This is a genomic window from Bradyrhizobium sp. SZCCHNS3016 (assembly GCF_032484535.1).
Lineage (GTDB): Bacteria > Pseudomonadota > Alphaproteobacteria > Rhizobiales > Xanthobacteraceae > Bradyrhizobium.
Map to the genome: position 1 here is coordinate 92497 of NZ_JAUETE010000004.1, position 23224 is coordinate 115720.

22 protein-coding genes are annotated in these 23224 nt (G+C 66.4%); 11 read left to right on the forward strand and 11 right to left on the reverse strand.

Going from position 1 to position 23224, the window contains the following annotated elements:
• The first annotated feature begins 48 nt into the window (after nucleotides 1-48).
• The 3 genes from prfA to QW881_RS10345 all read left to right on the forward strand — a co-directional run bounded on the left by prfA (nucleotide 49) and on the right by QW881_RS10345 (nucleotide 3608).
• Nucleotides 49-1134, forward strand: a complete 1086-nt coding sequence (gene prfA / locus QW881_RS10335) for a peptide chain release factor 1 (RefSeq protein WP_315756886.1) — start codon at nucleotides 49-51, stop codon at nucleotides 1132-1134.
• Nucleotides 1135-1327: 193 nt separating this feature from the next.
• A complete protein-coding gene (gene prmC / locus QW881_RS10340; protein WP_315756885.1) occupies nucleotides 1328-2215 on the forward strand; it encodes a peptide chain release factor N(5)-glutamine methyltransferase in 888 nt (295 codons plus the stop codon).
• 562 nt (nucleotides 2216-2777) lie between these two features.
• Nucleotides 2778-3608, forward strand: coding sequence for a DUF4167 domain-containing protein (locus tag QW881_RS10345; protein WP_315756884.1), 831 nt, complete (start codon nucleotides 2778-2780; stop codon nucleotides 3606-3608).
• An 87-nt stretch (nucleotides 3609-3695) separates the two neighbouring features.
• Here the strand turns inward: QW881_RS10345 and QW881_RS10350 are convergent, their stop codons facing one another.
• Nucleotides 3696-4472, reverse strand: a complete 777-nt coding sequence (locus QW881_RS10350) for a class I SAM-dependent methyltransferase (RefSeq protein WP_316159091.1) — start codon at nucleotides 4470-4472, stop codon at nucleotides 3696-3698.
• A gap of 193 nt (nucleotides 4473-4665) precedes the next feature.
• On the opposite strand from QW881_RS10350, the gene gloB reads away from it, so the two are divergent.
• On the forward strand, nucleotides 4666-5433 hold the full coding sequence (gene gloB / locus QW881_RS10355) for a hydroxyacylglutathione hydrolase (RefSeq protein ID WP_315756882.1): 768 nt from the start codon (nucleotides 4666-4668) through the stop codon (nucleotides 5431-5433).
• A gap of 14 nt (nucleotides 5434-5447) precedes the next feature.
• Nucleotides 5448-5882 carry a cupin domain-containing protein gene (locus tag QW881_RS10360; RefSeq protein WP_315756881.1) on the forward strand — a complete coding sequence of 145 codons (435 nt, stop codon included), beginning with the start codon at nucleotides 5448-5450 and terminating at the stop codon, nucleotides 5880-5882.
• A 1-nt stretch (nucleotide 5883) separates the two neighbouring features.
• On the opposite strand, the gene QW881_RS10365 is transcribed toward QW881_RS10360, so the two are convergent.
• The 4 genes from QW881_RS10365 to QW881_RS10380 form a co-directional block, all read right to left on the reverse strand.
• The gene (locus QW881_RS10365) at nucleotides 5884-7893 is read right to left on the reverse strand and encodes a putative bifunctional diguanylate cyclase/phosphodiesterase (RefSeq protein WP_315756880.1); all 2010 of its coding nucleotides are present in this window, start codon (nucleotides 7891-7893) and stop codon (nucleotides 5884-5886) included.
• A 229-nt stretch (nucleotides 7894-8122) separates the two neighbouring features.
• Nucleotides 8123-8995, reverse strand: a complete 873-nt coding sequence (locus QW881_RS10370; protein WP_315756879.1) for a DMT family transporter — start codon at nucleotides 8993-8995, stop codon at nucleotides 8123-8125.
• Between the two features lie 153 nt (nucleotides 8996-9148).
• Nucleotides 9149-9874: a beta-ketoacyl-ACP reductase gene (locus QW881_RS10375; RefSeq protein ID WP_315756878.1), complete on the reverse strand. Its 726-nt coding sequence runs from the start codon at nucleotides 9872-9874 to the stop codon at nucleotides 9149-9151.
• A 271-nt stretch (nucleotides 9875-10145) separates the two neighbouring features.
• A complete protein-coding gene (locus QW881_RS10380; RefSeq protein WP_315756877.1) occupies nucleotides 10146-11324 on the reverse strand; it encodes an acetyl-CoA C-acetyltransferase in 1179 nt (392 codons plus the stop codon).
• Nucleotides 11325-11708: 384 nt separating this feature from the next.
• Here QW881_RS10380 and phaR point away from each other — a divergent pair, with 384 nt between their 5' ends.
• A complete protein-coding gene (phaR, locus tag QW881_RS10385) occupies nucleotides 11709-12302 on the forward strand; it encodes a polyhydroxyalkanoate synthesis repressor PhaR (protein WP_315756876.1) in 594 nt (197 codons plus the stop codon).
• 20 nt (nucleotides 12303-12322) lie between these two features.
• Here phaR and QW881_RS10390 read toward each other — a convergent pair whose 3' ends face one another.
• Nucleotides 12323-13990 (reverse strand): bifunctional diguanylate cyclase/phosphodiesterase, encoded by a 1668-nt coding sequence (locus QW881_RS10390; RefSeq protein ID WP_316159100.1) that lies wholly within the window; start codon nucleotides 13988-13990, stop codon nucleotides 12323-12325.
• A 306-nt stretch (nucleotides 13991-14296) separates the two neighbouring features.
• Here QW881_RS10390 and QW881_RS10395 point away from each other — a divergent pair, with 306 nt between their 5' ends.
• Nucleotides 14297-14578: a hypothetical protein gene (locus tag QW881_RS10395; protein WP_315756875.1), complete on the forward strand. Its 282-nt coding sequence runs from the start codon at nucleotides 14297-14299 to the stop codon at nucleotides 14576-14578.
• Nucleotides 14579-14596: 18 nt separating this feature from the next.
• Here the strand turns inward: QW881_RS10395 and QW881_RS10400 are convergent, their stop codons facing one another.
• The 3 genes from QW881_RS10400 to QW881_RS10410 form a co-directional block, all read right to left on the reverse strand.
• Entirely contained in the window at nucleotides 14597-15301 is a 705-nt protein-coding gene (locus QW881_RS10400) for a hypothetical protein (protein ID WP_315756874.1), read from the reverse strand.
• A gap of 188 nt (nucleotides 15302-15489) precedes the next feature.
• Nucleotides 15490-15672 (reverse strand): 50S ribosomal protein L32, encoded by a 183-nt coding sequence (gene rpmF, locus QW881_RS10405; RefSeq protein ID WP_006610266.1) that lies wholly within the window; start codon nucleotides 15670-15672, stop codon nucleotides 15490-15492.
• A gap of 169 nt (nucleotides 15673-15841) precedes the next feature.
• Nucleotides 15842-16513, reverse strand: coding sequence for a transglycosylase domain-containing protein (locus QW881_RS10410; RefSeq protein WP_315756946.1), 672 nt, complete (start codon nucleotides 16511-16513; stop codon nucleotides 15842-15844).
• 185 nt (nucleotides 16514-16698) lie between these two features.
• Here QW881_RS10410 and QW881_RS10415 point away from each other — a divergent pair, with 185 nt between their 5' ends.
• Both QW881_RS10415 and QW881_RS10420 read left to right on the forward strand, forming a co-directional pair.
• Complete coding sequence (locus tag QW881_RS10415; RefSeq protein WP_315756873.1) at nucleotides 16699-17622, forward strand: farnesyl diphosphate synthase; 924 nt, start codon at nucleotides 16699-16701, stop codon at nucleotides 17620-17622.
• Nucleotides 17623-17631: 9 nt separating this feature from the next.
• Nucleotides 17632-18324, forward strand: coding sequence for a DUF1345 domain-containing protein (locus QW881_RS10420; protein ID WP_315735282.1), 693 nt, complete (start codon nucleotides 17632-17634; stop codon nucleotides 18322-18324).
• On the opposite strand, the gene QW881_RS10425 is transcribed toward QW881_RS10420, so the two are convergent.
• The gene (locus QW881_RS10425) at nucleotides 18325-20190 is read right to left on the reverse strand and encodes a caspase domain-containing protein (RefSeq protein WP_315756872.1); all 1866 of its coding nucleotides are present in this window, start codon (nucleotides 20188-20190) and stop codon (nucleotides 18325-18327) included.
• A gap of 219 nt (nucleotides 20191-20409) precedes the next feature.
• Here QW881_RS10425 and QW881_RS10430 point away from each other — a divergent pair, with 219 nt between their 5' ends.
• Both QW881_RS10430 and QW881_RS10435 read left to right on the forward strand, forming a co-directional pair.
• On the forward strand, nucleotides 20410-20784 hold the full coding sequence (locus QW881_RS10430) for a nuclear transport factor 2 family protein (protein WP_315756871.1): 375 nt from the start codon (nucleotides 20410-20412) through the stop codon (nucleotides 20782-20784).
• A gap of 30 nt (nucleotides 20785-20814) precedes the next feature.
• Entirely contained in the window at nucleotides 20815-22422 is a 1608-nt protein-coding gene (locus tag QW881_RS10435; protein ID WP_315756870.1) for a Na+/H+ antiporter, read from the forward strand.
• 132 nt (nucleotides 22423-22554) lie between these two features.
• Here QW881_RS10435 and QW881_RS10440 read toward each other — a convergent pair whose 3' ends face one another.
• Complete coding sequence (locus QW881_RS10440; RefSeq protein WP_315756869.1) at nucleotides 22555-23067, reverse strand: GNAT family protein; 513 nt, start codon at nucleotides 23065-23067, stop codon at nucleotides 22555-22557.
• Nucleotides 23068-23224 lie beyond the last annotated feature (157 nt).

Here is a 23224-nt window from a genome sequence, read left to right on the forward strand (position 1 = left end):
GCCAAGCGTCTTCCGTTCGTATCGTTTGCTCCTAGATCAGATTGCATCATGTCGTCGCTTCCCCAAGCCAAACTGGATGTCCTGCTCGCGCATCACGCCTCGCTCGAGGCGGAGCTGCTCGGCCAGGTCAATTCCGACCGCTACGTGCAGATCACCCGTGAGCTCGCCGAGCTCAATCCGCTGATCGACGCGGTGAAGGCGTATCGCGCCGGCGTCAAGGAGCTCGCCGAGACGGAGGCGCTCATCGCCGATCCCACCACCGACGCCGAGATGCGCGCGATGGCCGAGGCCGAGCGCGACGAGCTGATCGCGCGCCGCGGCGCGCTGGAGCAGCAGATCCGCGTCGCCCTGCTGCCGAAGGATGCGATGGACGACCGCAACGTCGTGCTCGAAATCCGCGCCGGCACCGGCGGCGACGAGGCCTCTTTGTTCGCCGGCGACCTGTTCCGGATGTATGAGCGCTTCGCCGCCCTGCAGGGCTGGAAGGTCGAGGTGATCTCGGCCTCCGAAGGCACCGTCGGCGGCTACAAGGAAATCATCGCCGAGGTGCAGGGCCGCGGCGCCTTCGCCAAGCTGAAATTCGAATCCGGGGTGCACCGCGTGCAGCGCGTGCCCGATACCGAGACCCAGGGGCGCATCCACACCTCGGCCGCCACGGTTGCCGTGCTGCCGGAGGTCGAGGAGGTCGATGTCGACATCAAGCAAGACGACCTGCGCATCGAGACCATGCGCGCCCAAGGCGCCGGCGGCCAGCACGTCAACAAGACGGAATCGGCGATCCGCATCACCCACATCCCGACCGGAATCGTCGTGATGATGCAGGACAGCCGCTCGCAGCACAAGAACCGCGCCTCCGCGATGAACATCCTGCGCTCGCGCATCTACGACGCCGAGCGGCAGAAGGTCGACGCGGCGCGCTCGGCAGAGCGCAAGGAGAAGGTCGGCTCCGGCGACCGCTCCGAGCGCATCCGTACCTATAATTTCCCGCAAGGGCGTGTCACCGACCACCGCATCAACCTGACGCTCTACAAGCTGCCGCAGGTGATCGCGGGCGAAGCGCTGGGCGAACTGATCGACGCGCTGACGACCGAGCACCAGGCAGCCCAGCTCGCCGCGCAAGGTGCGGCGGCGTGATGCGCACCGGCGCATTGCAGGAGGCGATGCGACGCTGCCCCGACACAAACGGTGTCGTCCCGGCGAACGCCGGGACCCATAGCCACCGGCCTTCGTGGCTGTCACAGAAGGCAACTCCGACCGCCCGTCCCGCAACGGCACGGCGTATGGATCCCCGCGTTCGCGGGGATGACGCGTGGAGGGAGCTTGCGCGATGACCGGCCTCATCGCCGGCGTGACGATCGATGCCGCCCGCCGTGCCCTGGCCGCGCGCTTTGCAGATGCGGGCCTCGACTCGCCCGAGCTCGATGCGCGGCTGCTGGTCGGCCATGCGCTGCAGCTCGACCTCACCGGGCTCGTGATGCACGGGAGACGACAGCTCTCCCATGACGACGCGCAGCGCCTGGAAACGCTGATGCAGCGCCGGCTGGCCGGCGAACCGGTCGCCCGCATCCTCGGCACCAAAGAGTTCTGGGGCCTGGACCTGCGATTGTCGGCCGATACGCTGGTGCCGCGGCCGGACACCGAGACCGTGGTCGAGCTGGCACTGGAACATCTCGCGGCCGGCGGCGACCTGAAGCGTCGCTTGCGCATCGCCGATCTCGGCACGGGCTCCGGCGCGATCCTGCTGGCGCTGCTGTCCGAGCTGCCGCGGGCCTTTGGACTGGGCACCGACATCAGCTTGGCCGCGCTGACGACCGCGCGGGACAATGCGCGCGCGCTCGGATTGGCCGACCGCGCCGGCTTCGTCGCCTGCTCCTACGCCGCAGCGCTGGCTGTGGGTTTCGACCTGATCGTGTCGAACCCGCCCTACATCCCGTCGTCCGAGATCGGCGCGCTCGACGCCGAGGTGCGCACTCATGATCCGCTACGCGCACTGGACGGGGGCAAGGACGGGCTCGACGCCTACCGCGCGCTGATCCCGCAGGCAGCGGCCCTGCTTCAGCCCGGCGGCGCTGTCATCGTGGAGGTCGGGCTTGGCCAGAGTGACGACGTCGCTGCATTGATGGTGAGGGCTGGCCTGACGGCCGATTCCTCGACGATCCGGGCCGATCTGGCCGGTATTCCCCGAACCGTCATGGGCTTAAAAAAGCTCCGGTAAAGGTCGGGGGATAGAGAAAAAGCTCTTGGAATATCCCCCGGGAGCGACTACGTTCCACCCATAGCACCGGTGCAGGCCACGACGAGCGGTATTCACGGAACACCGCAGCAGTCAGATGCCAGAGAGCCGCGCCGGGCGATAGGTTCCAGAACGCAGATCTGCTGAGCGCGAGAGCCGGATGGCTGCGCAGCCCGCGACTGCAAAGCGAACGAAAGCCTGACTTTGCACTTGAGGTCTTACGCTAAGCAAACTGGGTCGGTCGTGGCGCATCTCGCCCTGGCTGGCTGAATGACGTGGTTCGCCGGTCCCAGGGGGCTGGCGGGTGGGGAACGCGTTTTGAACGCGCTTTTGTCGAGAGAATCGGCTGTCGATCACATCGGCATGGGTCGAACCGGCATGTCGGAACCGGCATGGGTCGGATGGGCCATTTGGACCGCGCACGAGGCGTCCGAGCCCGGCGAAGGTATTTCAATACGCTTTCGGTATTCCGATAACAATCAGTGCTCACTATCAGTGCTCAGCAATCGGTGCTCCTAACGCAGGGTTGGAATAAAGGCAGGACATGAGAAACGGTCAGAACAACAAGCGGATGCGCAACCGGAACAGCGGCGGTAACAACAACAATAACCGGCGCGGCCAGAATCCGCTGACCAGGGTGTTCGAGTCCAATGGACCGGACATCAAGATCCGCGGTACCGCCTCTCATGTCGCCGAGAAATATGTCCAGCTTGCCCGCGACGCCCGCTCCTCGGGTGATCCCGTTGCCGCCGAGAACTACTACCAGCACGCCGAGCACTATTTCCGCCTGATTGCCGCCGCGCAGGAGCAGTTCCGCCAGAACCAGCCGCAGCAGCCGCGCAACACCGAGGACCTGACCGTCGACGACCTCGATGATGAAGGCGAGAGCTTCTCGCATTTCGGCCAGGAGCCCGGCTTCGTTCCGGCCCAGCCGCAGCCTCAACCCCAACCCTTCATGCGCGATCGCGAAGGCGGCCAGCGCGAGCGCGGCGACAACCAGCCCTATCAGCGCGAGCAGCAGCCGCGCGAGCATCGCGAAGCGCGTGAGCATCGCGAGCCGCGCGAACACCGCGAGCCGCGGGAGCACCGTGAACCGCGTGAGCATCGCGAGCGGGAGCCGCGCGAGCACCGCGAGCGTCCGCAGCCCGTCCAGTACCAGCCCCAGCCGCAACCCCAGCCCGTCATCGCCGACAGCGGGGTCGATCGGTTGCCGTCCTTCATCACCGGCCCGCAGCCGCAGATCGCCAATGCCCCGGCCGCCTTCGAGGGCGCTGCCGAGCGCTATCCGCGCCGCCGCCGGCGTCCGCATGGTCCGCGCGGTGAAGCAGCCGCTGCTGCGCCGGCGCCGAGCGAGGACCTCAATCCGGGCGAATAGCGATTTCGCTCCGTCATGACGAAACGGGTGGGCCTGAGCCCACCCGTTTTTCTTTGCGCTGAGAGGCACGCAGGGAGCGACCCGGTGTCATCCGTCGCGCGACGGCAGACCGACCTCGCGGCGGCCGGAGCCACAGGATCCTGGGGCCGACGGTGACGGCGCCAGCACGGGTTCGAGTCGTGGGATCAGCCGGATGCGCTCGCGGCGCGCCGGGATCACCCGGTAGACCTGCTTGGTCGCCTCGACGATGTGGACACCGGCAAACGGCAGCGACAGCGCCGCGCCGACGCGCTCCCAGGCCATCGCCGATTTCAGGAACCAGCCGCCGACCGGGGGCATGAACAGCGCCTCGCCCCAGCCGGTCGGCGTGAACCAGGTCTGCCGCAGCAACTGCGTGATCTGCGAGCGGGAATAGGGCCGGCCATGGCCGAATGGCGTGTTGTCGGTCCGCGTCCAAACGCCGCGCCGGTTCGGGATCACGATGATCATGCGTCCCGCCGGCGCCAGCACCCGCCATATCTCCCGCAGCAGCCCGGCCGGGTCGTCCGACATCTCCAGCGCATGCACGATCAGGATGCGGTCGACCGCCGCATCAGGCAGCGGCAGCGAGAACTCGTCCACCAGCGAGGCCAGCGTCGGCCGCGCCGTCGGCCATTTCAGCACCCCCTGCGCCGCCGGCATGAAGGCGATGCAGCGTTCGGAATCCTCGCGGAACAAGCCGAGATAGGGCGTGGGATAGCCGATGCCGAGCACCCGCTGCCCGGCCGCGTTCGGCCAGCGCGCGCGGATGCCGCGGTTGATCAAGAGCCGCGCGACGATCCCGAGGCGACCCGAATAGAAATTTCGCAGATCGATCACGTCCATGACGTCAATGTATCATGCGGGCGCACGCTGCCGCGCGCCGAATATTGCGTTGCGCCTCCAGCGTTAACGCCATATCTCTGCCCGGGACATCGGAGGCCGCCCCGCAGCGCTGCGCCCGGGCTCCGCTTCCACGACCTTCTGGCATCGCGAGCGCTACCATCGTGCCTCGCCCGGTCCCGCCGACGGAGACATCATGGCCGCCGACATCCGCGTCTTCACCTGCCTGTCCGACAATTTCGGCTATCTGATCCATGACCCCGCGACCGGCGCGACTGCCTCGATCGACGCCCCCGAAGCCGGACCGATCGTCCGGCAATTGGACGCCGAAGGCTGGACGCTCACCGACATCCTGATCACGCATCACCATCACGACCACGTCGGCGGCGTCGCCGAGCTCAAGCAGAAATATGGCTGCCGGGTGGTCGCGCCGCACGACAAGACGACGGCGATCGCCAACGTCGACCTGCGCGTCGCCCATGGCGATGTCGTGAAGATCGGCGAGCTGCTCGCGCGCGTGCTGGAAACGCCCGGCCATACGCTCGACCACGTCTCCTACGTGTTCGACGCCGACAAGGCGTTGTTTGCGGCCGACACGCTGTTCTCGGTCGGCTGCGGCCGCGTGTTCGAAGGCACCTATCCGATGATGTGGGACTCGCTTCTCAAGCTGCGCGCGCTGCCGGACGACTTCCGGCTCTATTGCGGTCACGAATACACAGCCTCGAACGTCAAATTCGCGCTCACCGTCGACGGAGACAACGAGGCGCTGAAGGCTCGCGCCGAGGAAGTCACGCGGCTGCGTGCCGCCAACCGGCCGACCATTCCGTCGCTTCTCGGCGACGAGAAGACCGCCAACGTGTTCCTGCGCGCCGACGATCCGGCCGTCGCGTTGCGGCTGCGCATGAAGGGCGCCAGCGCCGAGCAGGTGTTCGGCGAACTGCGTGAGCGCAAGAACAAGTCGTAAGGCTAAGGACGACGATGACCACGCTCTCGGCTGCCGACATCATCGCGCGCCTTGGTCTGCAGCCGCATCCGGAGGGCGGACATTTTCGCGAGACGTTTCGCGATCCGGCCGTGGACGCCTCCGGCCGCGCCGCATCGACCTTGATCTATTTCCTGCTCGCCCGCGGCGAGCGTTCGCATTGGCACCGGGTCGACGCGGTCGAGACCTGGCACTTCTATGCCGGGGCAGCGCTGACCTTGCGGATCGCCGCCGAAGGCCAGGCGCCGCAAACGACGACGCTGGGGATCGACCTCGCAGCCGGCCAGCAACCGCAGGCGATCGTCCCTGCCCATGCCTGGCAAGCCGCCGAGAGCACCGGCGATTGGACGCTGGTCGGCTGCACGGTGGCGCCGGGCTTCATGTTCGAAGGATTCGAACTCGCGCCACCCGGCTGGGAGCCGGAGGTCTGAGTCAGGCGCTCGCGCCCGCGACCTTCGCGGCGGGCTCGGCAAAGCGCTGGCGCTCCTGGGCGAGGAAGCCGGAAATCGCGTCGGCCGGCATCGGCTTCGCGAAGTAGTAGCCTTGGATGTAGTCCGCGCCCAAACGCCGGAGGCTGTCGAGCTGCTCCTTGGTCTCGACACCTTCGACCACACACGAGATTTCCATGTCGGCGCAGAGGCCGGTCAGCGACTTGATGATCTTGTGGCTGATTGGGTTGGCATTGACGTCGCTCACGAAACTGCGGTCGACCTTGAGCTTGTCGAGCGGCAGCCGGTGAACGTGGCTGAGCGACGAGTAGCCGGTGCCGAAATCGTCCAGCGAGATGCCGCAGCCGATAGCCTTCAGCGCCGCGATCGACTGCTCGGCGCGGGCGAAATCAAAGGTGACGGCGGTCTCCGTGATCTCGAACTCAATTCGGCGCGGCGGAACGCCGCTGGCATGAATCACCGCCAGCAGCGGAAGAACACCGTCCGGCGAACAGATGTCGTGCGCGGAGAGATTGAACGACACGCGAATGTCGTCCGGCCAGGTCCGCGCCGCGGCGAGCGCCTTGACCAGCAGACAGCGCGTCAGGCTGCGGATGACGCCGATCCGCTCGGCCGCCGGGATGAAGCTTGCGGGCGACACCGTGCCCAGCTTGGGGCTGTGCCAACGCGCCAGCACCTCGAATCCGGTGGTGCGCGAATTCGTCGCGTCCATGATCGGCTGAAACGCCAGATCCATCTCGGCTTCGAAATCGGCCGTGCGCAACAGGTGCTCGATCACGCTCCGGCTGCGGATCTCCGCCTCGAGCTCGGTCGAGAAGATGATGGCCTGGCCGCGGGCGCGGCGCTTGGCGTGGTAGAGCGCATAGTCGGCGCATTCGTACAGCGCATCCGCGGCCATGGCCGAGCGCGGATATAGCGCAAAGCCGGTCGAGCACGACAGGCCGGTATGCGTCGTGTCGAACTGATAGGGCAGCTTGATCAGCTCGGTGATCTGCCGTCCGAGGTTGAGCAGATCGTCGTCCGTGGGGTTGCCGGCGACCACCAGTCCGAACTCGTCGCCGCCGAGCCGGGCGAGATGGACCTGGCCGCCATGGCCGGCACAGGCGTCGCGGACGCGGCGCGCGGCCTCCATCAGCACGCGGTCGCCGACCGTATGTCCATAGGTGTCGTTGATCGGCTTGAAGCCATCGAGATCGATGATGCCGACGGCGAGCCGCGTGCCGTCCCGCTCGGCCTCGGCGAATGCCTGCGTGAGCTCCGAGAAGAAGCGGCGGCGATTGGGCAGATCGGTCAGCGCGTCCAGATTGGCGAGGCGGAAGTTTTCATCCGACAGCGCTTGCGTCGCGGCCTGCTCCGCGAGCAGCGATTTGCGGCTGGCGACGAGCGCGGCGAAATCCCGATAGTAGATGAACAGCACCGTGACCATGGCGCCGGACACGAGCAACTGATTGACCGCGATCGCACGCAGCGCGTGAACGCCGGTGGACATGAAGAAGATGACGTAGGGGACGATGACCACGAGGGTCACGATCAGCGCCGCGGAGCGCAAATGCATCAGGCAGAAGATGATGCCGATGACCGTGACTGCCATGTAGAACGCGACCTGCCCCTTGGCGAACGGATCGCCATAGGGAAACAACGCGAATGACCAGACGACGAACAGCGCCCCGATCGGGCCGGCGATCCGGTTGGTGACGCGCAGGTTGCGCAGCACCTCGGCGTCGCTGCTGGCGGCCTCGCCCTGCCGCAGCCACCACAGCATCCGCGCGCCGGTAATCGTCGATAGCAGGGCCGGCACCGAAATCGTGAGCCACGTCGGCGCCAGCGGCAGGAAGGTGTAGGCGAGCGCCAGGCTGTTGGTGATGAGAATGAAATAGAGCAGCGGCACCTGCTTCGAGAACGCCTGGAACTGCGCGCGCGTCAGCTCGGGATTGTCGGCGGGGACGCGAAACAACTCCCCCGCGCGGGCCATGTAACGTCTCACGTCCGGCATCGCCGCCCCGTTGTCAGCACCATTTCCCGCGAATTATCGCGCGGGACGGGTAAAGGGCGGGTTAGGTGCAGACCGCGCCAAACCGTAATCGGCGGTTGTGAGCTACCGGCCGGCGCGCTGGTTTTGCGCACGGTTAAGTGCGCATCAAGGATAACCGGCGGATTCGGGCCGCCGTACCGAAGTCCGCATGCGAGCGGGCACCGCCTGACTTTCGCTCAACCTGACGCGGTCAGCGCTTGCGCAGAAGGAACATGTCCTTGGCCGCGACCAGACCGCCGCCGGCGATCAGCAGCGCCGCCACGGCGATGGTCGCGCTCAGCCGCGCGTAGCCGGCAACGATCAGGAACGCCGTCGACAGCAGCGGCGTCGCATAGGACGCCGCACCGAGCACCCGAATGTCGCCCCGCTTCATGCCGATGTCCCAGGCGTAGAACGCAGCACCCACCGGGCCGATGCCGAGACCGGCAACAGCGAGCCACTGCGTCGGGCTGTCGGGCCAGACCGTTCGCTCGACCGCAACGTGGACCAGGGCCGCCAGCGCGGACGTCGCCAGGCAGAAGCCCGCGACCGCATCGGTCGGCACCGCCTTCAGACGACGCGAGAGCACCGAATAGATCGCCCACACGAACGCCGCGACGAAGGCGGCCGCAAGCCCCGGCAACTGGCTCGCAGCGAAGCTCGCACCGTTGCCGAGCAACAGCAGCGCCGTTCCGACGAGACCGATCGCGGCGCCGATGACGTGATGGACCGCCAGGCGCTCGCCAGGCAGGAAGGCCGAGAACATCACGATCAGCAGCGGCCAGAGATAGTTCAGCAGCCCGGCTTCCGCCGGCGGCGCGAAGCGCAGCGCCAGGAAATACAGCGCGTGATAGCCGAACAGGCCGCCGACGCCCACGGCCCACGCCCTCGCCGGCTGCCGCAACACCTGCAGCCCATCCGGTCGACGCAACACACTGAGCAGGCCGACCGCGCCGCCGACAGCAAAGGTCATTGCCGCAAGCTGGAAGGCGGGGATCGTACCCGTCGCCACCGTCAACAAGGCGAGCAGCGACCACATCAGGATCGCGGTCAGACCGATCAGGGTCGCAGTGCGCTGGGACATCAGGCGGCAGGCTCCGTCACGGCCGGCTCATGCCGGCCACCCACGCCTGCGTCCGTGCGGGGAGCGTCCAAGACGTGAATGCCCGCGGCGAGCGCGGGCATCAGGTTTTCCTTAACCGCAGATGGTGGCCGGAGGCAACGCCGCCGGCGCGGATCACACCATGTACTGGCCGCCATTGACCGACAGCGTCGAGCCGGTGATGGCTCCGGCCTCATCAGCGGCGAGGAACACCACGGCGCGCGCGATCTCCTCGGGCTCGCCGAGGCGCCCCACCGGAATCAGCGGCAGGATGGCTTTCTCGAGCACGTCCTTCGGCACCGCCTGCACCATTTCGGTGTTGATGTAGCCTGGGCAGATCACGTTGACGGTGATGCCGGCCTTGGCCGTCTCCAGCGCGAGCGCCTTGGTGAAGCCGATGTCGCCGGCCTTCGCCGCGGAGTAGTTGACCTGCCCGAACTGGCCCTTCTGGCCGTTGATCGAGGAGATGTTGACGATGCGGCCGAACTTGCGCGCGCGCATGCCCTCGATGACCGGGCGGGTCATGTTGAACAGCGAGCCGAGATTGGTGTTGATGACGGCGCTCCACTGCTCGAGCGTCATCTTGTGGAAGGCCGTGTCACGGGTGATGCCGGCATTGTTGATCAGCACGTCGATGGGACCGAGATCGGCTTCGACCTTCTTGATGCCTTCGCCGCAGGCCTCGAACGAGCTGACGTCCCATTTGTAGACGGGGATCTCCGTCTCGCTCTTGAACTTCTCCGCAGCGGCATCGTTGCCGCCGTAATTCGCCGCGACCTTGTATCCCGCCGCCTTCAGCGCCTTGCTGATCGCCGCTCCGATACCGCGCGTCCCCCCGGTCACCAACGCCACACGTGCCATGTCGAATCCTTCCCTCGATGACTGATCGCACAGGACAACCTCTGGCTGCCACCGTGCATACCGTTGTTATTGGATCATGAAACGTCGTGCGACGATCAACTTGCCGCATGACCATCGATGCTCGCTCAACTCCATTTTTTTAGTGGTCGATTATGCGACGTGTTTGACGGACATCAAGAACAAAACGCCCGGCGAGATCGCCGGGCGTTGATCTTTAGTTGAGCTGGACGCGATTGCGAAGACTGAACGGTTCGCAGTCAGTGCCGGCTTTTTAGTCGCGTGCGACGCACAGCGCGATGCCCATACCGCCGCCGATGCACAGCGTCGCGAGGCCCTTCTTGGCGTCGCGCTTCTGCATCTCATGCAGCAGGGTCACGAGCACGCGCGCGCCGGATGCACCGATTGGATGGCCGATCGCGATCGCACCGCCGTTGACGTTGACCTTGGCCGGATCCCAGCCGAGGTCCTTGTTCACGGCACAGGCCTGCGCGGCAAACGCCTCGTTGGCTTCGATCAGGTCGAGGTCGGCGATATTCCAGCCGGCCTTCTTCAGCGCCGTGCGCGACGCCGGGATCGGACCGGTGCCCATGATCTTCGGGTCGACGCCGGCCTGTCCCCAGGACACGATCCGGGCGAGCGGGGTCTTGCCTTCCTTGGCGGCCTGCTTGGCGGTCATCAGCACCACGGCCGCTGCGCCGTCATTGATGCCCGACGCGTTGCCGGCGGTGACCGTGCCGTCCTTCTCGAAGGCCGCACGCAGCTTGGCCATGGCCTCGACCGTCGCGCCATGACGCGGGTATTCGTCGGTGTCGACCACAATGTCGCCCTTGCGGCTCTTGACCGTCACGGGCGCGATCTCGTCCTTGAACCTGCCGGCCTTCTGAGCGGCCTCGGCCTTGTTCTGCGATGCAACGGCGAACTCGTCCTGCTGCGCGCGGGTGATCTGATATTGCTTCGCAACGTTCTCGGCGGTGTTGCCCATGTGATAGCCGTTGAAGGCATCCCACAGACCGTCCTTGATCATCGTGTCGACCAGATCGAGCGAGCCCATCTTCACGCCGGCGCGCAGGTATTGCGCATGCGCCGCCATGCTCATCGACTCCTGGCCGCCGGCGACGACGATGTCGGAGTCGCCATTGACGAGCGCCTGGTAGCCCAGCGCGACGGAGCGCAGGCCCGAGCCGCACAGCTGGTTGATGCCCCAGGCCGGGCTTTCCACCGGAATGCCGGCGGCGATCGAGGCCTGACGGGCCGGGTTCTGGCCCTGAGCTGCGGTCAGGATCTGCCCCAGAATGACTTCGGACACGCGGCCCGGCTCGATGCCGGCGCGTTCCAGTGCGGCCTTGATGGCGACAGCGCCCAGCTCATGGGCCGGAACGCTGGCAAAGGCACCGTTGAAGCTTCCAACCGGGGTACGGGCGGCACTGACGATGACGACATCGTCTGACATGGGCATCTCCTGGGGTTCTTGATCTTGGACGTGAAAGCGAGGGCTTGAGAGCTTGAGGGTATTTGAAATGAAAATGATCTTTTCAGTTCACGGTCGTGCCGGCCGTCCGCAAGCCCCGGATTGGCGAGTGCGCAACCTTCGGGCTTCATCCTGTTAACGTCGTTGCGACATGTCAATTGGCGGCATCAGCAATTCCTGTTGCGGCGCATTCAAAATGGGATGCTTGGCGGTTTCGTGAGCAAGATTTCTGCTGCGGGATTAACCGTTCCGCACAAAACCGTAGCCGAACTCGCCCGAAAGTGATTACGTTATTGCATTGCGTAGCTCTTCGCCCTGCGGCGACGCCGCCGGGTTTCCCTGTTCTCGGTTTGCATGTGTGAGCTCATGGCGAAATCTGACCAACCCACCACAATCAAGAAATACGCGAACCGGCGGCTCTACAATACCGGGACGAGTACCTACGTGACCCTCGAAGATCTGGCCTCCATGGTTAAGAACGGCGAGGATTTCCTAGTCTACGACGCCAAGACAGGCGACGACATCACCCGCTCCGTGCTCGCCCAGATCATCTTCGAGCAGGAGAACAAGGCGGGCCAGAACCTGCTGCCGACCACGTTCCTGCGCCAGCTGATCCGCTTCTATGGCGACAGCATGCAGATGGTGGTTCCGAAATACCTCGAGCAGTCAATCGATACGCTGACCCGCGAGCAGGAGAAGTTTCGCAAGCAGATGGCCGACACTTTCAGCGGGACGCCGTTCGCGCCGCTCGAAGAGCATGTGCGCCGCAACATGGAGCTGTTCCAGCAGACCTTCTCGATGTTCAAGCCGTTCGCACCGCCGGCCCGCGGGGAGGAAAAGGCGGCCGAGCCGACCCCGGCCGCCGACGACAACATCGACGAGCTGCGTCGTCAGATGAAGGAAATGCAGGACCGGCTCGACCGCATGTCCGAGCCGAAGAAGGACGAGCAGCAAGGCTGACGCCGAAGGCCGGCGGCCGATCAGCTCGCCGCCGGCAACTCGACCGTGCCGTTACCGATCCACGGCCGATCGACCGAGGCGAGGCCGATCACGCGGCCCTGGATGTAGTCGCAGCCCCAATCGCGCAGCAGCGCGACCGATGCCTCGTCCTGCACCCATTCCGCCACCGTCTTGATCTGCAGCCGCCGCGCCAGCTCGACCAGCGTCTGCACGAAGGCGCGATCATCGGCCGAGCGAACGAGGTTCTGCACGAAGGCGCCGTCGATCTTGACGATGTCGACGCCGAGCTTGCGCAGATTGCGGAACGAGGTGTGTCCGGCGCCGAAATCATCGATGGCAATTCGGCTGCCGAGATCTTTCAGCCGCGTCACGAAGCCGCGGAGATCGTCGACGTCCTGGATCTCGACCGTCTCGGTGATCTCGACGATCAGCCGTTCGGCGACCCCCGGATGGGCGCGCATCATGGACTCGATCGAGGCCCACCAGTCCGGATCCATGGTGGTCTCAGGCGAGATGTTGAGGCTCAGGGTGACGTCGGGCGTGCTCGCAAGCTCCGTCACCACCAGCTCCAGAATGCGGTGATCGACCAAGCGGATCAGGCCGAGACGTTCGGCGACCGGCACCACGTCCGGCGCCAGGAGGGCCCGACCGTCATCCTGGCGCATCCGCACCAGGCATTCATAGAAGGCGGGCGCAAGCGTGTTGGCATTCACCACCGGCTCGAACGCCGTGACGATGCGCCGCTCATTGAGCGCGGTCACGATCTCGTCGGTGACGCGGATGTTGACCTTGCGCTGCGCGTCGCACTCCACGTTCGGCCGCCAGGTCGAGAACGATCCGATGCGGCGGCGCTTGGCGGCGTCGAGCGTCTCATGGGCGCGGTTGACCGCCTCCTCGACCGAGCGGGCGTGACGGGGAACGCTGACTGCGCCGATCGTCGCGGTGACGGCGACCGGACCAGACTTGGTCGGCACCACCTCGTCGCGCACCGTCGCGAGGAAGCGTTCGGCGGCGGTGTTCATATCGTCCATCGTACAGTTCTTCAGGATCAACCCGAACTTGTTGCCCGAGAACCGCCCGAGCGTGTCGCCACCGCGGAGCCGGCCCCGGATGCGCTGGGCGATCTCCAGCACGACGCCGTCGGCGACGTCGAAGCCGAAGGCGTCGTTGATGCGCGCGAGATGATCGATGCCGACCAGCATGAAGGCGCAGGAGAAGCGGAAGCGGTGCGACTCCTCGATCACCTCGGCAAGCGTCGCCATCAGATGCGTCCGGTTCAGCTCGCCGGTCAGCGGATCGTGGCGTGACAGCTTGAGCAGTTGCTCCTCGCGGGCGTGGCGCTCGTTGTTGATCCGCACGATGCCCTGGGCACGCGATGGCCGCCCATCGGGGCCGGCGAACCAGCAGCCGGTCTCCTCGACCCAGATCAGCGGCGCACCGGCGTGGGTGCGCACGCCATATTCGATCCGGTACGGCGTGCCGGCGGCACCATGCAGCGGCGCCGCCTGGTGCATGATCTCGGAGCGGATGCTGCGGTCCGGCTCGATCAGCTTGCTGAATTCGGCGCCGTTGCAGAGTTGCGGCAGCGGAACGTCGGCAAACACCGCCCCGACGTGATCGCTCCAGACGATCACGTCGCTCGTCAGATCCCAGACGAAGGCAGCTTGGCCCAGGGACGCCAGGATCATCGCGGTCTGTGGCAATTCGGATGTCAAGATCGCCTCGTTTCGGCACAGGCCGGCAAGACCGGCGCTGATTTGGGAACGGCCGACGCATATCTGCGCGAGCGGCGGCGGCCGACTTCGCGAATCAGACTACGCATCTCTGGTTAACGGAGAGCATGCCGAGGCGACGAGCGCGTGTCCGAGACGCGTCAACCATCTTTGGAACGCACAGCGCCCGACGCGCTTGGAACGGCATTGGCTTTGCGAATTGGAATGGCGAAAGGCTCCGGCGTCCCATAACGTGACACGCGCGCCGGTAATGGTTGGGCAATGTTAACGATTGATCAGGACGAGGGCCGCCTGGACCGAACGGAGGAGACGTCGCGCTCGGTCGTGCTGCTGCCGGCCGGCACCAGCGACGAGCATCGCGCGCGCATGGTCCGCGCCTCCCGCCCCGACGCCAGCTTCGTCACCCATCTGATCGCGACCGCCGAGCAGCTGCCACAGACCCGCACGCTGAGGCGTGCCGCGCCGGCAGACGTGCACAACGCCTATGCGGCGAGGCTTCAGCCGGTGACGCGGGCCGTCGGCCGGACCCGGCAGGTGATCTGAGCGCGGCTCGCCTGCGCGTCAGGCCTTTGGCGTGTCGGTTTTTGGCGGCTCTTGCGGCCCCCCCGGGCCGATCACCTCAGCCTGCAACTCCGGGGCAGCGCCTTTCGGCTCCGCAGCAGCCGGCCGGGGCACCGAGCGATCGAGCAGCACCGATTCGGCGACCGAGGCCGCTGCCGGCACGGCATCGGTGGACTCCTCGCCGGGTGCGGGAGGGGCAGCGGCATCCGCCTGCTGAAGCTCCGCCCTGGCCGGTTCTTTGGCCGGTTCTTCGATCAGCTCGGGCTCGGGATCAGAGACGGGCACGTCGGCAGGAACCGGCGCGGGAGCAGGCGCTGCTACGACGGCGCGGGCGGCGCGCTTGGTGCGCAGCGAGATGCCGCCGAAGAAATCGACCATCGCCAGCAGGGTCAGCAGCAGAAAGGTCGAATTCCCGAACTTCTGCCACATCACGAATTCCGCCGCGGCGCCGCCGAAGACCAGCAGCGACAGCAGATGATCGGTCAGATATTTTCCGTTCGGCTTCGCCGCCTTGATGATTTCGAGCAACAGCAGCAGCACGCCCAGGGCCAGCAGCATGTCGCCGAGCGAGATCGTCCAGACCTCGCCGGACGGAAGCTGAAGGCGCAGCAGCGTCTCGCTGAAGGCGACCCCCGGCATCAGGAAGACGATCATGTTGTAGATCGCCAGCGGGATCAGCAGCAGCGGGAAACCGACCATGGACATCGGTTGAAGCCTTGGATGGCGCGGGCGGCGACCCGGCGCAAAATCAATCGGTGCGAAGATGATGACAGCGAGACGGGATCACGCGGCACAGATACGCAACGGTCCCGGCGAATCACGTCGCACGGGACCGCTTTCAACCCCATCGATGGCCGAATTCGGGCAGCTTGGAAAGCGGCCCGCGCGGACAATCAGGCGTCTTTCTTCTTCAGAACCTGGCGGCCCTTGTACATGCCGGTCTTCAGGTCCAGGTGGTGCGGACGACGCAGCTCGCCGGAATCCTTGTCCTCGACATAGGTCGGCTTCTTGATGGCGTCAGCCGAGCGGCGCATGCCGCGGCGCGACGGCGAAGTTTTTCTTCTGGGGACGGCCATATCGGTATCCTCTAGGGGTATTTCGGAAGGCATCGTCCGCAAAGGGACGGCTGCAGCCATGAAGCTGGCGAGCCCGGATGCCGATCAAGGCCGCGCTTATAGAGGAAGGGGTGCGGCATGGCTAGGGCTCTCCGAGGCATTTTTGGCCAAAATTGCGCCCGCTCAGGTCTCAACGCCGCTCCCCCCAGCAGGTCTGCAGGCTGGAGGCCTGGGCCCGCACCATGTAGGTCGCCGACAGCCGCCGCACGCCCGGCCCTGGAGCCCGGGCACTGCGCCGGACGGGGTTCGGCAGAATCGAGGCCATCAGGGCCGCCTCGCGCGGGCCGAGCCCCGCGGCGGAGCGATTGAAGGCGTAATTTGCGCCCGCCTCGACGCCGAACTGGCCGGATGGGCCAAGCTCGGCGATGTTGAGATAGATCTCGAGAATGCGCCGCTTGCTGAGCACGAGATCGATCCATAGCGCCAGCGGCAGTTCCAGCGCCTTGCGGACATAGCTGCGGCCCTGCCAGAGGAACAGGTTCTTGGCAACCTGCTGGGTGATGGTCGAGCCGCCGCGGCTGACCTCGCCATCCTCGGCGTCGTCCATGACCTCCCGCAGCGCCCCCCAGTCGATGCCGTGATGGCCGCAGAATTTGGCATCCTCCGCGGCCACCACCGAGCGGGGCAAATACGGCGACATCGCCGGGAGGTCGATCCAGTGCCGCGTTACCGGCTGCCCCGTCACCGACCGCCACAGCATCAGGGTCGAGACGGGGTGACCCACGGCATAGAACGGCGTCAGCGCGTAGGGCACGAGCAGCACCAGCACGACGATCAGGAGGATGGTTCTGACGGTACGCAAGGGCAGGCGTCGCTCGGGTTGGACCGCCGCGGCGGCGGACAATTGGCCGGGATTATCCGACATCTCCATGAGGTTTCCTGCTTTTTTCCGCCGTTGCGGCCGAAAGCCGCCACCGCCCCGGCAATTGACGAAGTCGCCGCCATCAACGATTGTCCGGCGAAATTTGCCCCTGGAGCTCTTGTTAAATGACTGCGACGGCCCTCACCGACTTCACCCAACGCCTGGACAAGACCGCGGAAGAGACCGAAGCCCTGCTCGGCGAGCTCCTCGGCGACGCGCCGCTGGCGGACGAGATCATCAGGCCGAAGCGGCTGATCGAGTCGATGCGCTATTCGAGCCTCAACGGCGGCAAGCGGCTGCGCCCGTTCCTGGTGGTCGAGAGCGCCGCCGTGTTCGGCGTGCCCCGGCGCGGCGCGTTGATGGCGGGCGCGGCGCTCGAATGCATCCACTGCTATTCCCTGATCCATGACGATCTGCCGGCGATGGACAATTCCGACCTGCGCCGGGGACGTCCGACCCTGCACAAGGCCTATGACGACGCCACCGCGATCCTGGCCGGCGACGCGCTGCTGACCATCGCCTTCGACATCATCACCCGCGACGAGATCCATGCCGACGCCGGCGTCCGGCTGGCGCTGACCCGGGCGCTGGCCCGCTGCGCCGGGGTCGGCGGCATGGCCGGCGGCCAGATCCTCGACCTTGCCGGCGAGGGCCGGTTCGGCGACCGCGACCCGGTCGACGTCGCCCGCGTGCAACAGATGAAGACCGGCGCCCTGCTCCGCTTCGGCTGCATCGCCGGCGCCCTGCTCGGCCAGGCGTCGGCAGCCGAGTACCAGGCGCTCGACGACTACGGCCGCGCGCTCGGCGAAGCCTTCCAGATTGCCGACGACCTGCTCGACGTCGAGGGCGATGCCGCGACGCTCGGCAAGCCCGCCGGCGCCGACGCCGAGCTCGGCAAGACCACTTTCGTCACCCAGCTCGGCGTCGAGGGCGCCAGGCAGCGCGTCCGCGACCTCCTCGCCCGCGGCGATGCCGCGCTGTCGATCTTCGGCGCCAAGGGCGACGTGCTGCGCGCCGCCGCCCACTTCGTCGCCGAGCGCAAGAGCTGAGGCGAGGCGTTGGCCGGAGTCCATCCCGACGATCCGGACCTCGCCCGCTTCGCAAGCATGCCGGCTGCGTTGCGCGTCATCTATGCGCGGCCGCGCACCTTCGTTTCGCTGGGCATCGCGATCATCGCGTTCTTCTTGCTGCCGCAGGCGCTCCGCCTGATCACGCGGCTGCTGCTCGCCTGGGACATCTTCACCGCGCTCTACCTCGTGCTGGTCGCGGCGATGATGCTGCGCAGCGAGCATCATCACATCCGCCGCAAGGCGATCATGCAGGACGACGGCCGTTTCGTGATCCTGCTGGTCACGGCACTCGGCGCCTTTGCCAGCATCGCGGCGATCGTGCTCGAGCTCGGCGCCTCCAAGCGCGACGCCCCGGCGCTGACGCTGGCGCTGCTCACCGTCTCGCTGTCCTGGGCCGCGGTGCATGCGACCTTCGCCCTGCACTACGCTCATGACTACTACCGCGGCGCCAAGCCCGGCGGCCTGCAATTCCCCAGCGGCGACACCGACGAGCACGCCGACTACTGGGACTTCGTCTACTTCTCCTTCGTCATCGGCATGACCGCCCAGGTCTCCGACGTCGGCATCACCGACAAGATCATCCGCCGCACCGCGACCGTACACGGCATCATCTCGTTCATCTACAACACCGCGCTGGTCGCCCTGATGGTCAACATCGCCGCCAGCGTAATCTCGTCCTGATCAGTTGCACACCTCGACGCTGGCGTTGTTGGCCGGACCACCGCCGCCACGATATTCGAGACGGCAGCCGGGCCTGACGGCGCGGCACAGATAGGCATCGCAATAGATCTGGCCGGTGGACCTCGGCGGCCGGGCGGCCTGGGTCTGCGGCCTGGCGTAGCCCGGGGCCGACCCGATGCCGACGCCGGCATTGGGAAGCGGCAGGCCGGGCTCGGGAGCAGCACGGGCGCGACGGCGCGACGGCACGTCCCCGTCGTCCTGCCCGCGCCTGGCAACCGGCTTCTTCTCGCGCCGCTTCTCGCATTCATTGTCGTCGTTGACGAACGAGCCCTCGGCGCAAACGACGCGCGTGCAGCGGTCGCCGTCCGACTTGTAACCATGCTGGCAGACCAGCGGGCAGACGCGGGCCTGCTTGAGCTTGATCGCCTGGAGCGCATCGGCCGAGGCCGCCTGGGTGTCGAGCTTGGTGCCCGCATAGCGGTTGAACTGCGACAGCGAGCGGCGCGAGGCCGAGCCCCAGTCGCCATCGGCGTCCTCGGTGAGGCAGCCGACGCGGCGCAGCTCGAGTTGAACAGATTTGGCGAGATCAGCCGGCTGCGATGGGGGAGTCAGCGAGGCGACCTCCGGCCCCTGCTGCAGGGCTGCGGCCGCCGGCGCGCCCGGCGATGTCGCCGCGCGCGGATTGTCGGCCGCCGCGAGCTGCTGCTCCTGCCGCTTCTTCTCGGCGTCGGCCGCCTGCTGCTGCGCCAGCTGATTGGCCTTCTCGGCAGCAATGCGCGCCTGCTCGGCCGCCTTGGCCTCGGCCTCCGCCTTGGCGAGGGTATCCTTGCGGGCGCCCTCCGCGACGAGTCGCGCGCGCTCGGCCTCGGTGGCGCGGGCCTTCTCGGAAGCGGCGGCGCGATTCTCCTCGGCGGTGAGCTTTTCGAGCTGCAACTTGGCAAGGCTGGCGTAGAAGCCGTCCGGATATTGCGCCAGGAACGCGTTCAGCGCGCCCTTGTTGCCGACCTGCATGGCGAGCTCGTAGTCGCGCCGGATGTCGGCCTGCGGATTTGCGGGCGGCGCCACCGGCATCTGCGTGACGACGCGCGGCACGCCAGGAACCAGCGGCACGTCCTCACCGCCAAGCGAGCCATACACGAACGGCTCCTGGCGGTTGCCGGTCGACTTCAGCACCTCGTCGCGCACGAAGCCGAACGCCTTGCGGACGTCGAGGCCGGGGGTCGCGATGTGCCGAGATAGCGCCAAGGTGAACGGGCTGTTCTTGCCGTCGCCGTCCTGCGCCGTGGAGCCGGCCTTGGCGGAGTAGGCCACCAGCGTGTTGGGGCTGGTCGGCTCGACCTTGGCGAGACCGCGGCCGAGGCTGCGGGTCGCCACCGTCCGCTGCATGTTGCGGGTGAACGGATTGTCGCGGCAGGCATCGAGAATGACCAGCCGCAGCTTCTTGGCCGGCTCGACGGCAACCAGGATGCGGTCGAGCGACAGCGTCTCGTCATAGACGTCGGTATCACGCTCGAGCCGGGCATCGATCGGGATCAGGTAGTTGGCCCCTTCGACTTCCATGCCGTGGCCCGCATAGTAGACCACGGCGATGTCGGCATCGCGCGCGGCGTCGGCAAAATCGCGCAGCGCCCGCCGGGTCTCACGGGCGGTGAGATCGCGCCTGTAATCGACGACGTCGAAGCCGGCGCTCTTGAAGGTCGCGGTCATCACCGCGCCGTCATTGGCGGGGTTCGTGAGCTGCGGCACGTTCTGATAGGCGGAGTTGCCGATGACGAGCGCCACCCGCTTCTCGGCGAGCGCGGGGTGGCCGATCAGCAGCAGCGCTGCCGTCAGGATGTAACCGCCCAATCGAAGTGACCAAGACATCGTACCTACCCCATACCGCTGGGAGACCTGCTGGGACCTGCCTATCAGAGTGCAGCCCATCCGGCTTGTGACCGGGATCACGCAGATTTATTCCCGATCGACCTGGCCTCGGCCATTATAGTCTGTCGCTGGCGCAATGACGCCAGTTCATGCCTTGCCAAGCGCCGCTTTGCATCGAAAATGCGATCCTTGTTTGTCCAGGTTCCCAGGGAGTTGGCCGTGAGCACAGACCGTTCCACCGTCGAGGCCGTCGTTCAGGGCTATTTCGATGCGCTGTACGAGGGCGACGCCGATAAGCTTGGTGCCGTGTTCCACCCCACCGCTGACCTGCGCTGGGTCGAGAATGGCGAGCTCAAGATCCTGACCGTGCCGGATTGGCTGGCCTGGGTGCGCAAGCGCCCATCGGCCAAGGCTGAGGGCAAGCCGCGCGAGGACTTCATCGTCACCATCGATCGTTCGGACGACAAGACGGCCTTCATCAAGGTGCGGTGCCAGCTGCCGCCGCGCTATTTCACCGATTATCTCGTGGCGATGAAACTGAAGGACGGCTGGCAGATCGTGTCGAAGTCCTACCGCTACGACCTCCGGGATTGAGGCCGGCGCAACGATGCCCGGCTGATATCTATGGAAGCCCATTTTCAGACATTCCTGATCCTGCTGGCCGTGCTGGCAGGAACCGCCCTGATCGCGCGGCGCGCCAACCTCGCGCCGGCCATCCTCTTGATGCTCGCCGGCATCGCGCTCGCCTTCGTGCCGACCATGCCGGCCTTCGCGCTGCCGCCGGAGTTGGTGCTGCTGGTGGTGCTGCCGCCGCTGATCTATTCGTCGAGCGTCGCGATGAGCTGGCGCGAGTTCAAGCGCAATCTGCGGCCGATCGTGCTGCTCGCGGTCGGCTGCGTGATCTTCACCGCCTCCATGGTGGCCACCGTCACCCACTATCTTCTCGGCCTGCCCTGGAGCATCGGCTTCCTGCTCGGCGCCATCGTGGCGCCGCCCGACGTCGTGGCGCCGCTCGCCATCGCCCGCCGGCTGCATTTGCCGCGCCGGGTCATGGTGATCCTCGAAGGCGAGGGCCTCGCCAATGACGCGACAGCGCTGATCCTCTATCGCTTCGCGGTGGCCGCGATCACGACCGGCGTTTTTTCCTTCCCCGTCGCCGCGGGCGAGTTCGCAGCCATCGTCGTCGGCGAGATCGCCTTCGGCATCGGCGTCGGCTGGCTGATGCTGCGCGCCCGTCACTACGCGCGTGACCCGCAGGTCGAGATCACGTTGTCGGTGCTGACGCCGTATCTGGCGTTCTGGATCCCCGAGCATGTCGGCGGCTCCGGCGTGATCGCGACCGTGGCCTGCGGCCTTTACATGAGCTGGAACGGCCCATTGTGGATCTCCTCGGCAACCCGCCTGCAGGGCGTCTTCTTCTGGGACCTCATGGTCTACCTGATCGAGGGCATGCTGTTCCTGCTGACCGGCTTCCAGATGCGGCTGATCTACGAGAAGTCGAAGATCTTCCCGCTCGACGAGATCATGATCGCGACCGCGCTGGTGCTCGCCATTGTCGTGATCGCGCGCTTCGCCTGGACCTTTCCGGCGACCATCCTGCCGCGCCTGCTGAGCAGTTCGCTGCGCGCGCGCGATCCGCTGCCATCGTGGCGGCAGACCTTCATCATCGGCTTCACCGGCGTGCGCGGCACGGTCTCGCTCGCCACCGCGCTGGCGCTACCGTTGACGCTCTCGACCGGCGATGCGTTTCCCTATCGCGACCAGATCCTGTTCATCGCCTTCGGCGTGATCTTCTTCACCCTGATCGGGCTCGGCCTGACCCTGCCGGCCGTCGTGCGCTGGCTCGGGATCGGAAACCAGGGCCGCGCCGAGCATCAGCGCGAGCACGAGCAGGAGATCGCGGCGCGGCGCGAGGCGCTCGACAGCGCCCTGCACTCTCTGGAGACGATGACCAGCGACCGCGAGCTATCGGACGAGGTGGTTCGGCTGCTGCGGGCGCGTCATGAGGTGCGGACCAACCAGCTCCCGGAGGGTCTCAAGCCGGACGACAACGATTCGTCCGCGCTCGGCATCGAGCTGACGCGCGAGCTGATCATGGCGGAACGCAAATTCATCCATGTGATGCTGCGCGACGGCAAGATCACCGACGAAACCCGCCGCCGCATCGAGCGCGATCTCGATTTGGAGGAAGCGAGCCTCGCCAACCGGTCGTATGGCGAACTGCCGCTGTAGGGATCGAGCTGCGAGTCCACCGCCTCACATTCAGTGTCATCCCGGCGCACGCCGGGATCCATAACCACCGCGTTTCATGGGTGGCAAATCTCACAGCTCCAGCGTACCGCGCGAGAGGCCGGCAGTCTCACCTCACCGCTCGATCATCCAGCGCGTCACCGCCTGATGGTAGTTCATCGGCCCGGGCACGGTCTTGTAGGTCTTCAAGTAGCGGAATCCGGCCTTCTGCAGGGCGCGGTTGGGGGCGGTGTTGTAGGCGTGCGGCTCGCAGAACAACTGCTTGAGCTGCAGCCGCTCGAAATAGAAATCGATGCTGCGGCGGACGCATGCGGTGCCGAAGCCGCGGCCGCGCAGCTCCGGCTCGGTGACGTGCAGATGCATGTGGGCGCGATTGCCGAACACGATGCGGTCGCAACTGGAGAAGCCGATCGGGCGGCCGTCGAGCCGCCAGATCACCAGCAGCGCCGCGCGCTCGGCCAAGGGCGTGTCGTAGAGCGTCTCGAACAGTCCGGTCCACACCGACCTGGTCGGCATCCGCGTCGGATCGATGCCCATCAGGTCGAGCTGCTCGATGCTCGACGAATAGAAGTAGTCGATGACCATCGAGGTCTCGGCGAGTTCCATTTCGCGGATGTCGAGATTCATCGAGGCGTCCTCTTCAGCAGGCCTCAAGGTGCCGATCATGCGGGCAGCAGTGGGGCGGCGCGAGGCGGATCGTGTCGTCACGGCAACGGCGCGTGTCGCAGCAGCCGCGCGCTGCGGAAAATTTCAGAATGAGTAGCTGGAGACCAGCAGCCGCCGG

Excerpts from the sequence above, each read along its gene's own strand:
- prfA (WP_315756886.1), top strand. The coding sequence starts at position 49 with ATGTCGTCGCTTCCCCAAGCCAAACTGGATGTCCTGCTCGCGCATCAC.
- QW881_RS10360 (WP_315756881.1), top strand. The coding sequence starts at position 5,448 with ATGACCACGCTCTCGGCTGCCGACATCATCGCGCGCCTTGGTCTGCAG.
- QW881_RS10425 (WP_315756872.1), bottom strand. The coding sequence starts at position 20,190 with ATGTCTTGGTCACTTCGATTGGGCGGTTACATCCTGACGGCAGCGCTG.
- QW881_RS10365 (WP_315756880.1), bottom strand. The coding sequence starts at position 7,893 with ATGCCGGACGTGAGACGTTACATGGCCCGCGCGGGGGAGTTGTTTCGC.
- QW881_RS10375 (WP_315756878.1), bottom strand. The coding sequence starts at position 9,874 with ATGGCACGTGTGGCGTTGGTGACCGGGGGGACGCGCGGTATCGGAGCG.
- QW881_RS10370 (WP_315756879.1), bottom strand. The coding sequence starts at position 8,995 with ATGTCCCAGCGCACTGCGACCCTGATCGGTCTGACCGCGATCCTGATG.
- phaR (WP_315756876.1), top strand. The coding sequence starts at position 11,709 with ATGGCGAAATCTGACCAACCCACCACAATCAAGAAATACGCGAACCGG.
- gloB (WP_315756882.1), top strand. The coding sequence starts at position 4,666 with ATGGCCGCCGACATCCGCGTCTTCACCTGCCTGTCCGACAATTTCGGC.
- prmC (WP_315756885.1), top strand. The coding sequence starts at position 1,328 with ATGACCGGCCTCATCGCCGGCGTGACGATCGATGCCGCCCGCCGTGCC.
- QW881_RS10435 (WP_315756870.1), top strand. The coding sequence starts at position 20,815 with ATGGAAGCCCATTTTCAGACATTCCTGATCCTGCTGGCCGTGCTGGCA.
- rpmF (WP_006610266.1), bottom strand. The coding sequence starts at position 15,672 with ATGGCCGTCCCCAGAAGAAAAACTTCGCCGTCGCGCCGCGGCATGCGC.
- QW881_RS10395 (WP_315756875.1), top strand. The coding sequence starts at position 14,297 with ATGTTAACGATTGATCAGGACGAGGGCCGCCTGGACCGAACGGAGGAG.
- QW881_RS10345 (WP_315756884.1), top strand. The coding sequence starts at position 2,778 with ATGAGAAACGGTCAGAACAACAAGCGGATGCGCAACCGGAACAGCGGC.
- QW881_RS10380 (WP_315756877.1), bottom strand. The coding sequence starts at position 11,324 with ATGTCAGACGATGTCGTCATCGTCAGTGCCGCCCGTACCCCGGTTGGA.
- QW881_RS10440 (WP_315756869.1), bottom strand. The coding sequence starts at position 23,067 with ATGAATCTCGACATCCGCGAAATGGAACTCGCCGAGACCTCGATGGTC.
- QW881_RS10400 (WP_315756874.1), bottom strand. The coding sequence starts at position 15,301 with ATGTCCATGGTCGGTTTCCCGCTGCTGCTGATCCCGCTGGCGATCTAC.
- QW881_RS10415 (WP_315756873.1), top strand. The coding sequence starts at position 16,699 with ATGACTGCGACGGCCCTCACCGACTTCACCCAACGCCTGGACAAGACC.
- QW881_RS10350 (WP_316159091.1), bottom strand. The coding sequence starts at position 4,472 with ATGGACGTGATCGATCTGCGAAATTTCTATTCGGGTCGCCTCGGGATC.
- QW881_RS10390 (WP_316159100.1), bottom strand. The coding sequence starts at position 13,990 with ATGATCCTGGCGTCCCTGGGCCAAGCTGCCTTCGTCTGGGATCTGACG.